This is a genomic window from Romboutsia timonensis, assembly GCF_900106845.1.
GTDB lineage: Bacteria > Bacillota > Clostridia > Peptostreptococcales > Peptostreptococcaceae > Romboutsia > Romboutsia timonensis.
On the sequence record NZ_LT629850.1, the window covers coordinates 501,828 to 516,691 of the forward strand.

Here is a 14,864-nt window from a genome sequence, read left to right on the forward strand (position 1 = left end):
GATTAATAACTTTATTAACTAGCTTTTTATATATTAAAAATATTAGTTTATAAAGTATTTTCTATACTTTAATATATTTTCTATATTATGTTCTTTTATAATATTTTTTAAGTTTCCGAAATTATAAGTGGCAAGTGCATATTCTCTAATTCGTTCAAATAGGTATCTATCTTCGTCATTATTGAATATAACAATGTTTTTTGCTATATCCCAAGCCTTAGATTCTCTATATATTAGATTTTTTTTTAATAATACTACACATTCCTCTAAGTCAGAAGGAAGATTTTTTTTATAAAAGTCAGCTTTTTCAATATCTATATCATACTCAATTAGCTTTTCAACAATGTTAGTTAATATATTTGCATACTCTTCTTTTGATGCATAAACATCTGGATCTAGAATATGACCTACTTCATGAGATAAAACGAATTTAGCAATTGATGCTATATTTGCTTTAGAAATGGGTATAGGATACCTATAACAACTCATAAAGTGAAAAAAGTTACAACAGAATGATAAAAATCCACTTCTAGAAGATAAAACAAGTCTAAATTTAGGTAGGGCACATATAGGTACATGGCTATTTCTTGCGTAAAATAGAAAAACTTTTTTATTTATATTAAGTCCGGATAAAGATTTTTTTAGTAATTTTTTTTCACCTAGGTCATGATAACAATATATTATTTTATTAAAATCTACTTCTGGGACACAGGACATATTAACACCGCCTCACATTTTTGTCTTTATAATATAATATTAAAATATTTAGAATTTGTAGCTAATCCAATTAAAAAATTAAGTTATTTATAGTACATGTGATATATATTAATTAAAATATATTAGGAAATTAAATTGTGATTATTGAGTTATAATTATCCATACAATACATATTTTATAATTTCTTAATAAATAAAAAATTTAATAACAGTAATTAACCTGTGATATAATATTTACTTTAAGAATAGTAAAAGGAAGTGATACTTTGGAGAGTGTAAAAGATTATTTAGATAGACTAGAAATAAATAATAATATATTAAATAAACAATTAAAGGATGTATATGTATCTAAAGTAGTTTATTTTAGAGAAGATAAAATAGTATACTTTCATTTAACTTCAAAATCTATAATATCATATGACATTTTAGATACCTTAAAAGAAGAGTTAAAATTAAAGCTTTCGTATTTTAAAGATATAAAAATTAAGATTTCGTATATTGGACTTGATAGAAAAGAAAATAAAGACATAATAAAAATGTATTGGATGAATATTGTTTATATATTTAAGGCACTATGTCCATCTATTGCAGGATGGTATAAACAAATAGAGTATTTATGTATAGAAGATAATTTAAAGATAAAGCTTCCAAAAGGACTTTTTTATGATAGATTAATGAAGCTAAATATAGCTTATGTACTTAAGTCTAGGTTAAATGAAGAACTTGGAATAGACCTTAATATAACTATGGAAAAAGCAATAGATGAAGAAATTGATGTTAAACGTATAATTAGAAAAAGTGAAAGAGTGGTAGAAGAAAAAATTAGGGAATTAGAAATCAATGCTAAGGAAGAAAAATCAGATGATGAAGAAGCTGCTTATGTTATAAAACCAGAATATGATGAAAAATTAATATATGGTGAAAATGTAAATGCCATGGTTGAAAAAATATGTGATTTAAATAATAGCTCTGGAACTGTAAGTATAGTAGGTGAAATATTTGATATAGACACTAAAGAGCTTAGAAATGGTAAGATACTTTTAATAGTAGCTATAACTGACTTTACAAGTTCTATAAGTTGCAAATTATTTTTAAATGATACTAATAAAGATAGCGTACTGGGTAAGATATCTAAAGGAGCTTATGTGAAAATAAAGGGAGATACAATGTATGATATCTACCAAAGAGAGCTTACAATGACTATAAGTGGTATAAGAATAGAAGAAAAGCCAGAGAGGATAGATAAAAGTGAAGTAAAAAGAGTAGAACTTCATGCACATACTCAAATGTCATCTATGGATGCCGTAACTTCAACAAAAAAGTTAATACAACAAGCTGCTAAATGGGGACATAAGGCAATTGCAATAACTGATCATGGTGTGGTTCAAGCATTTCCAGAGGCAATGGGTGCTGCTAAAGGTAAAGATATAAAAATACTTTATGGTGTAGAGGGATATTTAGTTGAAGATTCAGAAGATATAATACAAGATGCTAATGACAAAGAACTTTCACAAACATTTGTAGTATTTGATATAGAGACAACTGGTTTTTCAAATACAAATGATAAAATAACTGAAATAGGTGCTGTAAAAATTGAAAATTTTAAAGTTGTAGATAAGTTTAGTGAGTTAATAAATCCACAAAAGGATATATCATACAAAATACAAGAGTTAACTGGTATAACTAATGATATGGTTAAAGATAAACCTACTATAGATGAGGTTTTACCTAAGTTTATAGAATTTATTGGAGATAGTGTACTAGTTGCTCATAATGCAGAATTTGATATGAGTTTTATATCTGAAAAGTGTAGACAACAAAACATAGAGTTTAAAAATAGAAGTATAGATACACTAACATTGGCTAGAGTGTTACTTCCAGAATTAAAAAGGCATAGATTAAATGTAGTAGCAAAAGCATTAGGTGTACCTCTTTTAAACCACCACAGGGCTGTTGATGATGCGCAAGCTACAGCACTTATATTTATAAAGTTCTTAGAAATGTTAGATAATAAGGGAGCTAAAACACTACAACAAGTAAATGAAGTTTTAGGTAAGGTTGATTACACAAAACTTGGAACCAGCCATATAACTTTAATAGCTAAAAATTATACTGGTCTTAAAAATTTATATAAAATAGTATCAGATGCTCATGTTAATCATTTTTATAGGGCACCTAGAATATTAAAAAGTGTTCTAGAAAAATATAAAGAAGGTATTATAATTGGTTCAGCATGTGAAGCAGGACAAGTATTTAAGGCTGTTAAGAAAAATGTAAGTGATGAAGAAATGTCTAAAATAATAGATTTATATGATTATATAGAAGTAATGCCAATTGATAACAATAGATTTATGATTGATAAAGGCGAAGTTCAAGATGAAGAAGAATTAAGGGACTTAAATAGAAAACTTATTGAAACTGCAATTAAGTTTGGAAAAATACCTGTAGCAACAGGAGATGTTCATTTTTTAGAAAAACATGAAGCCGTGTTAAGAAAAATTCTAAAATACTCTCAAGGATTTAAAGTTGATGAAGAAGAAACTTATCTTCATTTTAGAACAACAGATGAAATGCTAGAAGAGTTTAAATACTTAGGTGAAGAACTTGCATATGAAGTTGTTGTAACAAATAGTAATAAAATAGCTGATATGGTTGAAGTTATAAAACCAATACCAGATGATACTTATCCTCCAGTAATAGAAGGTTCAGATGTTGAGCTAAGAGAAATGTGCTATGAAAAAGCAAAGCGTATATATGGAAATCCTGTTCCTGAAGTTGTACAAGCTAGACTTGATAGAGAGTTAAACTCTATCATAGGTAATGGATATGCCGTTATGTATATAATAGCTCAGAAACTGGTTACAAAATCATTAAGTGATGGATACTTAGTTGGATCAAGAGGTTCAGTTGGTTCATCATTTGCAGCTACAATGAGTGATATAACAGAAGTTAATCCATTACCGGCACATTATATATGTGATGATCCAGAATGTAAGTACTCATATTTCTTTGAAATAGGAGAATATGGTTCGGGAGTAGACTTACCGAATAAAGATTGTCCTAAATGTGGAAAACCACTTAGAAAAGAAGGACATGATATACCATTTGAGACTTTCCTTGGTTTTGAAGGTGATAAAGAACCAGATATAGACCTTAATTTCTCTGGAGATTATCAACCAGTAATACACAAATATACAGAAGAATTATTCGGCGAGGGTTATGTTTATAGAGCGGGTACAATAGGTACAGTAGCAGAAAAAACAGCTTTTGGATATGCTAAAAAATACGTAGAAGAAAATAACATACACGTTCCAAATGCTGAAGTTTTAAGATTATCTAATGGATGTACTGGAGTAAAGAGAACATCAGGACAGCATCCAGGTGGAGTAATGGTTATTCCTCATTATAAAGATGTTTATGATTTTACACCAATACAATATCCTGCAAATGATACAAGTTGTGGGGTTATAACAACACACTTTGACTATCACTCTATAAGTGGACGTATATTAAAACTTGATATACTTGGACACGATGCGCCGACCATGATAAGAATGTTAGAAGATATAACTGGAATAGTTGCAACAGAGATTCCACTAGATGACCCAGAAACAATGTCTTTATTTACATCAACAGATGCACTAGGTGTAACACCTGAAGAAATAAATTGTCCTATAGGATCTCTTGCAATACCAGAATTTGGGACAAAGTTCGTTAGACAAATGTTGCTTGACACAAAGCCAACAACTTTTGATGCACTAGTTCGTATATCGGGACTTTCTCATGGTACTGATGTTTGGCTAAATAATGCTCAAGATTTAGTTAGAGATGATATAGTTAGTATAGATGAAGTTATATCAACTCGTGATGATATAATGAACTACCTTATATTTAAAGGTTTAAAGCCTAAAAATGCCTTTACAATCATGGAAAATGTAAGAAAAGGGAAAGGTTTAAAACCTGAACACATAGAAGAAATGCACGAAAATAATGTTCCAGAGTGGTATATAGATTCATGTCAAAAGATAAAGTACATGTTCCCTAAAGCCCATGCAGTAGCTTATGTCATGATGTCATTTAGACTTGCTTATTGCAAAGTACATTATCCAGAAGCTTTCTATGCAACATACTTTACAACAAAGGCAGAAGATTTTGATGCAGACTTAATAGTTAAAGGTCTTCCAGCTATTAAGGCTAGAATACAAGAGATAGAGAGTTTAGGAAATGATGCAACAGCCAAAGAAAAGAATATGCTAACGGTTCTTGAAGTTGCACTTGAAATGTATGCAAGAGGTATAAAAATACTTCCAGTTGACATATATAAATCAGATGCAAGTAAATTTAAGGTTGCAGGAGAAAAGTTGTTGCTTCCTCCTATGATAGCTCTTCAAGGGGTTGGAGAAAATGCTGCCATAAATATTCAAAAAGAAAGAGAAAATGGAGAGTTTATATCTAAAGAAGAACTTAGAAAGAGAACTAAAATTTCAAAAACGGTTATAGAAACACTTACTAATCATGGCTCGCTAGATAACATGAGTGATGAGAATCAATTATCATTATTTTAATAAAAGATTAAAAAAAAATATAGTAAGATATAAAAAACACCTAGTTTAGATACTGGGTGTTTTTTTATTAAATATATATTAATTTACTATTAAGAATTTTTTTTAGAGCACTGTAAATACTATTTACAAAGTTTAATAAAGGCAATAATCTAAATAATCAATATATTAAAGACACCTTATGTAGGAGGGAATATGAGAAAGTTTATCATTACCTCGATAATATTTATTATTACTTTATTATCAGCATGTGGAACAAAAGAAAATCCAATAGAAATACTAAAACCAACTGAGATAGAGCAAAAAACATCTGGAAGTTATGAAATTGAAACGATAGATTTTAATATTGGAGAAAGAAATATTGCTGATATTAATTATAGCTTGAAAGGAATAATCTCAATACCAAAAGAACCAAAACAGAAAAAATTAAAAGTAGCTATAATAGTGCCAGGTTATTATAAAGATATAAAGAGTCAAGATAAAGGATTTAGATATCTTACAGAATATATTGCTAAAAATGGTTATTTAGGAATATCCATAGATACTGATCCTGCATATTATTTAAAACATACAGTAGATAAAGAATATGAAAATATTCCTAAAATAGTTGATGAACATATAAAGATGCTTAAAGAATCAAATGAAGGCAATAATATATATGATATAGATTTAAAGAATAAAATAGATTTTAAACATATAGCTTTAATTAGTGACTCTATAAGTAAAGAAGCAATATTTAAGTTAACTAAAGAACAAAGTGAGAAAGGCATAAATATATTAACTTTATTATTAGTGAATCCAACTAATAATAAATACAATGACTTTAATATAGATAATGTAAAAAATATATCTATATTGGTATCAGAACTAGATGGGGAGGTAGTTGGCTTAGATGGATTTAGCATTTATAATATGTTAAAAGAATATAAAAATCAAAATATACTATCTTTAACCTTATTAAAAAATGCTAATCATAATTATTTTAATTCTAAGGCTAAATCAAATGACGCCCAAAATTTAGATATAGATTTGAGTAAACAAATTAGTAGATTAGAACAAGAAAAATTTTTAAAAAAATTTACCATAACTTATTTAAAAGCTTGCTTTAGAAATAAGTATGACAATACTATTTATGATACTAAAGTACCTACAGTAACAAAAATAGATAGTTTAGATGTGATTAATTATTTACAAACGTCTAAAAATGAAAAGCTAGAAGATATAAGAAAAATAAATGAGTTTAAAGGTAAGAATATAAAATTTAGTATAATTAAAAAATCTAGTACAATATATAAAGATGAATTGCCAGAAATAAATTTGCCAAAATCTGATAAGAATATATTAGAACTATTGAATATAAAGTGGGAATATAAAGGTGGAAAGTTATCATTTAAGCCTGATATAAGTGATTTTAGTGAATTTAATAATATAACTATAAATACCATGATATGTCCTGCTAATGAATCAAATGTAAAAGGAAGAGCTCAAAGTATATGTATAGAATTAGTAGATAACAAAGGAAAATCTGAAAAGGTAGAAATTTCAAAAGAAAGTAATTTAATTAATTATCCAAAAGGTAAATTAGAAAACTTAGATTTTGAAAATGGAAAAGAAATAAAATTTTGGAATCAAGTTACACCAATATCAAACATAAGGATACCAATGGTTTTATATAATGATATAGATTTAAAAAATATAAAAAAATGCAACATAATATTTGATAGAACAAATAGTGGAGATTTGTTATTTGAATCAATAATGGTGGACTAAAAGTTACAATTTTGAGATTTAGTACTTTTTTTGTAAAATTTTTAATCTTTAATTCATATACTGAAGTAAGAAGTTATTTTAAGATAATTGGGGGCTATAAAATGAAAGTCAAAATGATAACTGACTACCACGAAAATATAGAAGAGCAGATTAATAAATTTTTACAAGAAAATAAAGATAATATAGATGTAGTAGATATAAAATGGAAAGTATATGCAATGGCACATTTGGTAATGATTATCTACAAAGAAAAAGAAATTTAGATACAAAAAATAGATAATTAATTTAAAGTCAATTAAAATTTGCAACAAAAACTAATATATGGTATTATAGTATATAAAATGGTATATATTGCAGAAACTAAGAGTGGGACAACAGTGCTCACTCTTTTGTTTTAAAAAATTTACAACTGAATAGGAGGGAAACACAAATGAGAAAAAGTATAGAAGCTACAATAGAAGAGATAGTTCAACCAATAGTTGATGCTAAAAACTTTGAAATCGTAGACATAGAATATGTTAAAGAAGCTGGAGAATATTACTTAAGAGTTTACCTAGATAAAGAAGGTGGAATATCTTTAAGTGACTGTGAAGTAGTTAGTAGAGAATTAAGTGAAATACTAGATAAAAAAGATCCTATAAAGGATAATTACTTCTTAGAAGTATCTTCACCAGGACTTGATAGACCACTTAAAAAAGACAAGGATTTCGAAAGATATAAAGGTAGAGATGTTGAAATAAAATTATACAAGCCAATGAATGGTTCTAAACAATTTGAAGGAGAACTAGTTGGATTAACTGAAGATAATAATATAAAAGTTATAATAGATGGTGAAGAAGTAGATTTTACAAGAAAAGAAGTTGCACTTATAAGACTTGCAATAAAGTTTTAGTTAAAGATAATTATGGAGGACAAATAGCAATGAATCATGAATTTATGGAAGCATTAGACGAATTAGAAAAAGACAGAGGGATAGATAAAGAGATACTTATAGATACTATAGAACAAGCTCTTTTAACAGCATATAAGAAAAACTTCGGTTCAGCACAAAATGTTAGAGTTGAAATAGACAGAGAAAGAGGAGATGTTAGAGTATTTTCTCAAAGAGTAGTAGTTGATGAATCTGACTTATATGATACTTTCCTTGAAATTGAACTAAACGATGCAAGAGAAATAAGCCCAAATTATGAGTTAGGAGATATAATAGAAAACGAAGTAACTCCTAAAGATTTCGGAAGAATAGCAGCTCAAACTGCAAAGCAAGTTGTTGTTCAAAGAATAAGAGAAGCTGAAAGAGAAATAGTATATAATGAGTTTATGGATAAAGAAAATGAAATAGTTACAGGAGAAGTAGCTAGAGTAAATAAAAATATAGTATATGTAAACCTAGGTAGAATAGAAGCTATAATGACTCAAGCTGAGCAAATACCAGGAGAGCATTATCAAGCTGGACAAAAAATAAAGGTATATATATTAGAAGTAAAGAAAACTAATAAAGGACCTCAAATAGTAGTATCAAGAAGCCATCCAGGATTAGTTAAGAGATTATTTGAATTTGAAGTACCTGAAATATTTGAAGGTATAGTTCAAATAAAATCTGTATCAAGAGAAGCTGGTTCAAGAACTAAGATGGCAGTTAAATCAATAGATGAAAAGATAGATCCAATAGGAGCTTGTGTTGGTCCTAAAGGTTCAAGAGTTAAAAATATAGTTGATGAACTTGGTGATGAAAAAATAGATATAATAAAATACAGCGATGATCCAGCTGAATATATATCTGCATCACTTAGCCCATCGAAGGTTGAAAAAGTAGAAGTTAATGAAGAAGAAAAGTCTGCTTTAGTAGTAGTTCCTGATTATCAATTATCACTTGCAATAGGTAAAGAAGGACAAAATGCAAGACTTGCAGCTAAACTTACTAACTGGAAGATAGATATAAAAAGCGAATCACAAGCAAAACAAGATCAAGAATAAGGAGGGATGACCTTTGCAAAAAACTAAAAAGGTACCTCAAAGAAAGTGTATAGCTTGTCAAGAAAGAGACTCTAAAAAAGGGTTAATAAGAATAGTAAAAAATAAAGAAGGTCAAATATTTTTAGACCCAATAGGAAAAGCGAACGGTAGAGGTGCATATATATGTAAAGATGCAGAATGCTTAAAAAAGGCAATAAAGTCTAAAGCATTAAACAGAGCATTCAAAATAGAAGTACCTAACGAGGTATATGAAAATCTACTTGAGGAGCTACAAAAATATGAAGACTAATGAAGATAAAATATACTCATTTTTAGGCCTTGCAACTCGTGCAGGTAAAATAGTGTCAGGAGATGATTCAACACTACTTGAACTAAAAAGAGGTAATGTTAAGCTAGTTATAGTTGCAGAGGATGCATCAGATAACACTAAGAAGTTATTTAAAGATAAATCTAGCTATAGAAATGTACCATATGTATATTTCTCAAGTAAATTGCAACTAGGATATGCAATAGGAAAAGCTCCAAGAGCTGCTCTAGGAGTTAAAGATGTGAATTTTGCCAATAAGATATTGGAATTAATGGAAACACAAAAAATATAATAGGAGGTGATCTTGTGTCAAAAACAAGAGTATACCAAATTGCGAACGAATTAAAAATGTCTAATGAAGATGTATTAGCTAAATTAAAAGAATTAGAAATAAATGCAGTAGATAAGGATTCTGAACTAGAAGAAGATGAAGTTGAATTAGTACTTGAAATATTAAAAGATGAAATAGCTGCAGCTAATGGAAATACTATAGCTATAGATGGAAAATTAACAGTTCAAGAGTTAGCTACTAAATTAGATAAATCTGCATCTGAGATAATAATGAAGCTTATGAAGATGGGAACAATGGCAACAATAAACCAAGAAATAAGTTTTGAAATAGGTTCATTAGTTGCAAGTGAATATGGATTTGAATTAGTTGAAGGTTCAGCTAATGATGAAGAAGAATTAGAAGCAATAGATGCTTTAATAGATATAGAAGAAGATAAAGAAGAAGACTTAGTAAAAAGACCACCTGTTGTTACTGTAATGGGACATGTTGACCATGGTAAAACTTCTTTACTTGATGCTATAAGAAAAACTAACGTAACTTCAAGTGAAGCAGGAGGAATAACTCAACATATAGGTGCTTCAGAAGTTATGGTAAATGGAGAAAAAGTAGTATTCTTAGATACTCCAGGGCACGAAGCTTTCACATCTATGAGAGCTAGAGGAGCACAAGTTACAGATATGGCAATATTAGTTGTTGCTGCAGATGATGGTATAATGCCTCAAACAGTTGAAGCTATAAACCATGCTAAAGCTGCAAATGTACCTTTAATAGTTGCTATAAATAAAATAGATAAGCCAGGAGCAAATCCTGATAGAGTTAAGCAAGAATTAGCTGACCAAGGATTATTAGTTGAAGACTGGGGTGGTGACGTTATATGCGTTCCAGTATCAGCTTTAAAAAGAGAAGGTATAGATACTTTACTTGAAATGGTACTTTTAGTTGCAGAAATGGAAGAATTAAAAGCTAACCCTAACAAAAGAGCAGTAGGTACAGTTATAGAAGCTCAACTTGATAAAGGTAGAGGACCAGTTGCAACAGTACTTGTTCAAGGTGGTACTTTAAGAGTTGGAGATCCTATAGTTGCAGGTGTTGCTAGTGGTAAAGTAAGAGCGATGATAAACTCTAAAGGAAAGAGAGTTAAAGTTGCTGGACCTTCTACAGCAGTAGAAATATTAGGGTTATCAGAAGTTCCACAAGGTGGAGACCAAGTTGTTGCAGTACCAAATGATAAAGCTGCAAGATTAGTAGCTGAAAAGAGACAACAAATGGCTAGAGAGGAAATGTTAAAATCTAACCAAAGAATGAGTCTTGATGACTTCTTCGCTCAAATGGGAGATGCTGAAGTTAAAGAATTACCTATAATAGTAAAAGCAGACGTTCAAGGTTCTGTTCAAGCAGTTAAGCAATCACTTGAAAAATTATCTAATGAAGAAGTTGCTGTTAGAGTAATACATGGTGGTGTTGGAGCAGTAACTGAATCAGATGTTACACTTGCAACTGCATCTAATGCAATAATAATAGGATTTAACGTAAGACCAGTTCCAAGTGCAGAAGTACTTGCTAAAAAAGAAGGTGTAGATGTAAGAACATATACTATAATATACAAAGCTATAGAAGATGTTCAAGCAGCTATGACTGGTATGTTAGACCCAGAATATGTTGATGAAGATACAGGAAAAGCTGAAGTTAGAGAAACATTTAAGTTATCAGGTGTTGGAACTATAGCTGGATGTTATGTAACTAGTGGTAAGGTATTTAGAGGATCTAAAGTAAGAATAGTAAGAGATGGATTCATAATACATGAAGGACAATTAGCTGCTCTTAGAAGATTTAAAGATGACGTTAAAGAAGTTAACCAAGGATATGAATGTGGTATGAGTTTTGTTAACTACAATGACGTTAAAGAAGGCGATATAATAGAAGCTTATATAACTAAAGAAGTAGAAAGAAAATTAAAATAGATATAAAAGAGGTCGATATTAATGGCATCATATAACAGAACAAAGAGAATAGCAGAAGAAATAAAAAAAGTTATAAGCTCAATGCTTATAAGTGGAATAAAAGACCCTAGAATAACATCTATGGTAAGTGTAACTGATGTTGAAGTTACAAATGACTTAAGCTATGCATATGTTTATGTAAGTATATTAGGTGGAGATGAGGAATCTACACTGTTAGGACTAAAAAGTGCAGTAAACTATATAAGAAGAGAAGTAAGTAGAAGTGTTAAGCTTAGACATACTCCACAAATAATATTTAAAGTTGATGATTCTATCAAAAATGGTATGTATATGGACCATTTAATAAGAAAAGTTAATGAAGGAGCAACAGCATCTTCATTTGACGAGGAAGAATTTGATGAAGAATAATATAGAGAGTATAATAAAATACTTAAAAGGAAGTAACGATGATTTCATCGTTACTTCTCATATTAGTCCAGATGGAGATAATATAGGGTCAACTTTATCGATGTATTATGCTTTAAATAAATTAGGGAAAAACGTTTACTATGTATTAGACGATAATCCTCCTCAAAATTTAAAGTTTTTAGTTGAAAATATGAATATATTAAAATCAGAAGAAGTCAACTTAGATAGTTATAATATAGTAGCACTTGATTGTGGAGATAAAAATAGAATTTGCATAAGCCAAAATTTAATAGATAATGCTAAGAAAATAATATGTATAGATCATCATGCAAGTAATGATTATTATGGTGATTTTAATTACATAGATACTGAAGCATCATCAACTTGTGAGCTAGTTTATAATTTACTAGTAGAATGTGAAAAAAATGAAAATATAAATATAATAGATGAAGATGTAGCTACATGTTTATATACAGGTTTAGTAACTGATACTGGTAATTTTGTATATTCAAATACTCATCCAAGTAGTTTTGAAATGGCAAAGGAGCTTTTATTAAAAGGAGCTAAAAAAGATACTATAATTCAAAAAGTATTCCAAAGTAATCCATATAATTATTATAAATTATTAGGTGAAGCTTTAAATACTTTAGATATAGTAGATGGAAAAATTGCTAGTATAACGATAACTAAAGAAATGTTAAAAAGAAATGTGATAAGTTTTAATGATGTAGATGGAATAACTTCATACACTAGAGATATAGAAGGTGTTGAAGTTGGAATACTTCTAAAGGAAAAAAAAGAAAATGAAGTAAAAGTAAGCCTAAGATCTAAAAACTATGTAGATGTAAGTAAACTAGCTCAAAGTTTTAATGGTGGTGGGCATATAAGAGCCGCAGGCTGTACGATTTACTCTAGTATAGAAGATGCAAAGAAAAAGATAGTCGAGGCTGTAGTAAAAGCAGTACAAGGTGAGAAATATGAATAAAATAGTAAATATTATAAAGCCTACAGGTATGACATCTCATGATGTAGTAAGTGCTGTAAGAAAGATTTTAAACACAAAAAAAGTTGGACATACAGGTACCCTTGATCCAGATGCATCAGGGGTATTACCTATATGCATAGGAAAAGCGACTAAAGTTAGCGAACTTATATTAAATAAAGATAAGTCATATATTTGTGAGTTAACATTAGGTATAACTACAGATACATATGATTCATCAGGTGAAATTTTAGAAAGAGTAGATAATTTTAGTTTTACCAAAGAAGAAATAGAAAAAGCTTTTGACACTCAAAGAGGTCATATAGATCAACTACCGCCAATGTATTCTGCATTAAAAGTAAATGGTAAAAGAATGTGTGATTTAGTTAGAAGTGGAAGGGCTGATGAAATAAATTTAAAAACTAGGCCTGTTTATATCAAAGAACTTAATATACTTAGCATAAGAGACAATAAAATAATGTTTTATGTAAAATGTTCTAAAGGAACTTATGTAAGAAGTATATGTTATGATGTAGGGAAGGTTTTAGGCTGTGGAGGGCATATGTCTTTCTTACTTAGAACTTCATCAGGTAAATTTAACTTAGAAAATGGTATAACACTTGAAGAGTTAAAAGAATACAATGATAATAATACATTAGATAAATATTTATATGATATAGACTATGTACTAACTAATTTTAATAAAATAAAGATACATGAAAATGCTGAAAAATATTATATAAATGGTGGTATCATAGACGAGAGAAGATTTATAGAAAAAGACTTTAATGAAAATGATGAATTTGTAAGAGTTTATAGTTCAAAAGAATTTATCGGAATAGGTAAGATAATAAGAAAAAATAACACCATAAGTGTAAAAAGTGATAAACTATTTATAGTATAAATCTCAATTAAGTGGGGAATGCAAAATGGATACTATAACATCGATAGAAAAAATAGATACAATAAAAGAAAGTGTAGTAACTATCGGGAATTTTGATGGGTTACACAGGGGACATCAGGTGTTGATAAAAAAGGCTACAGAATATGCTAAGGCGAATAATATAAGTAGTGTTGTTTTTACTTTTAAAAATCACCCAGTTAATTACTTTAGACCAGGTTCTATACAAAATATAATAACTAATGAAGAAAAAATAAAAATATTAAAGTCTATGGGTGTAGATTATGTAATCAATATACCATTTGATGAATATATGACTAAAATATCTGGATATGATTTTGTAAAAGATATATTATTAGATAAACTAAATGTTAAGAATGTAATAGTTGGACATGATTTTACTTTTGCAAGAAATAAAGAAGGCAATGTAAAATTATTACAAGAATTGTCTAAGCAATATGGTTTTTCATTAGAAATAGTAAATTCTATAAAATTAGGTGATGTAAGAATTAGTAGTACTTATATTAGAAAGTTAATATTAGATGGTAGTGTAGAAGATATATATAAATATCTTGGTAGGAATTATAAGTTATCAGGAGAAGTTATACACTCAAAGAAACTTGGAAGAACAATAGGATTTCCTACTGCAAATATAAGCATAAATAAAAATATGATTATACCTAAAGTAGGAATATATGCAACGAAAGTATATGTTAATGGAAAAATATACTACGGCGCTACAAATATAGGTTACAACCCTACCGTAAATGGAGATAATTTATCTATTGAAACTAATATACTAAACTTCGATGAAGACATATATGGAAAAGTTATAACTATAGAGTTTCTAGAAAGAATTAGAGATGAAAAAAAGTTTAATGGAATTGAAGAACTAAAAAGTCAACTTCAAAAAGATACCAACTATGTATGTAAAAAGTATATTTGCAAAAGAGAAAAAGTTATGATACAATAAACAAGTAAATTAACCATT

At 28.7% G+C, this 14,864-nt stretch carries 13 protein-coding genes; 12 read left to right on the forward strand and 1 reads right to left on the reverse strand.

The features are described 5' to 3' along the window. Positions 1–42 precede the first annotated feature (42 nt). On the reverse strand, positions 43–717 hold the full coding sequence (locus tag BN7997_RS05030; protein WP_071119772.1) for a hypothetical protein: 675 nt from the start codon (positions 715–717) through the stop codon (positions 43–45). Between the two features lie 265 nt (positions 718–982). On the opposite strand from BN7997_RS05030, the gene BN7997_RS05035 reads away from it, so the two are divergent. The 12 genes from BN7997_RS05035 (at position 983) to BN7997_RS05085 (ending at position 14,846) form a co-directional block, all read left to right on the forward strand. Continuing rightward, positions 983–5,281, forward strand: a complete 4,299-nt coding sequence (locus tag BN7997_RS05035; RefSeq protein ID WP_071119773.1) for a PolC-type DNA polymerase III — start codon at positions 983–985, stop codon at positions 5,279–5,281. A gap of 192 nt (positions 5,282–5,473) precedes the next feature. Beyond that, positions 5,474–7,048 (forward strand): hypothetical protein, encoded by a 1,575-nt coding sequence (locus BN7997_RS05040; protein ID WP_071119774.1) that lies wholly within the window; start codon positions 5,474–5,476, stop codon positions 7,046–7,048. Positions 7,049–7,149: 101 nt separating this feature from the next. After that, positions 7,150–7,311 (forward strand): hypothetical protein, encoded by a 162-nt coding sequence (locus BN7997_RS15535; protein ID WP_154665234.1) that lies wholly within the window; start codon positions 7,150–7,152, stop codon positions 7,309–7,311. A 167-nt stretch (positions 7,312–7,478) separates the two neighbouring features. After that, positions 7,479–7,940, forward strand: a complete 462-nt coding sequence (rimP, locus tag BN7997_RS05045) for a ribosome maturation factor RimP (RefSeq protein ID WP_071119775.1) — start codon at positions 7,479–7,481, stop codon at positions 7,938–7,940. 29 nt (positions 7,941–7,969) lie between these two features. Continuing rightward, positions 7,970–9,022: a transcription termination factor NusA gene (nusA, locus tag BN7997_RS05050; protein WP_071119776.1), complete on the forward strand. Its 1,053-nt coding sequence runs from the start codon at positions 7,970–7,972 to the stop codon at positions 9,020–9,022. A 13-nt stretch (positions 9,023–9,035) separates the two neighbouring features. Then, complete coding sequence (gene rnpM, locus BN7997_RS05055) at positions 9,036–9,311, forward strand: RNase P modulator RnpM (RefSeq protein ID WP_071119777.1); 276 nt, start codon at positions 9,036–9,038, stop codon at positions 9,309–9,311. Then, on the forward strand, positions 9,301–9,621 hold the full coding sequence (locus BN7997_RS05060) for a L7Ae/L30e/S12e/Gadd45 family ribosomal protein (protein WP_071119778.1): 321 nt from the start codon (positions 9,301–9,303) through the stop codon (positions 9,619–9,621). The genes rnpM and BN7997_RS05060 overlap by 11 nt, the downstream gene beginning before the upstream one ends. Before the next feature lie 14 nt (positions 9,622–9,635). Then, positions 9,636–11,582, forward strand: coding sequence for a translation initiation factor IF-2 (gene infB / locus BN7997_RS05065; protein ID WP_071119779.1), 1,947 nt, complete (start codon positions 9,636–9,638; stop codon positions 11,580–11,582). A gap of 21 nt (positions 11,583–11,603) precedes the next feature. Further along, a complete protein-coding gene (gene rbfA, locus BN7997_RS05070) occupies positions 11,604–11,990 on the forward strand; it encodes a 30S ribosome-binding factor RbfA (protein ID WP_071119780.1) in 387 nt (128 codons plus the stop codon). Beyond that, positions 11,980–12,975, forward strand: coding sequence for a DHH family phosphoesterase (locus BN7997_RS05075; protein ID WP_242873387.1), 996 nt, complete (start codon positions 11,980–11,982; stop codon positions 12,973–12,975). The genes rbfA and BN7997_RS05075 overlap by 11 nt, the downstream gene beginning before the upstream one ends. Beyond that, positions 12,968–13,876: a tRNA pseudouridine(55) synthase TruB gene (truB, locus tag BN7997_RS05080; protein WP_071119782.1), complete on the forward strand. Its 909-nt coding sequence runs from the start codon at positions 12,968–12,970 to the stop codon at positions 13,874–13,876. Before BN7997_RS05075 ends, truB begins: the two co-directional genes overlap by 8 nt. 25 nt (positions 13,877–13,901) lie before the next feature. Continuing rightward, positions 13,902–14,846, forward strand: a complete 945-nt coding sequence (locus tag BN7997_RS05085; RefSeq protein WP_071119783.1) for a bifunctional riboflavin kinase/FAD synthetase — start codon at positions 13,902–13,904, stop codon at positions 14,844–14,846. Positions 14,847–14,864: the final 18 nt, after the last annotated feature.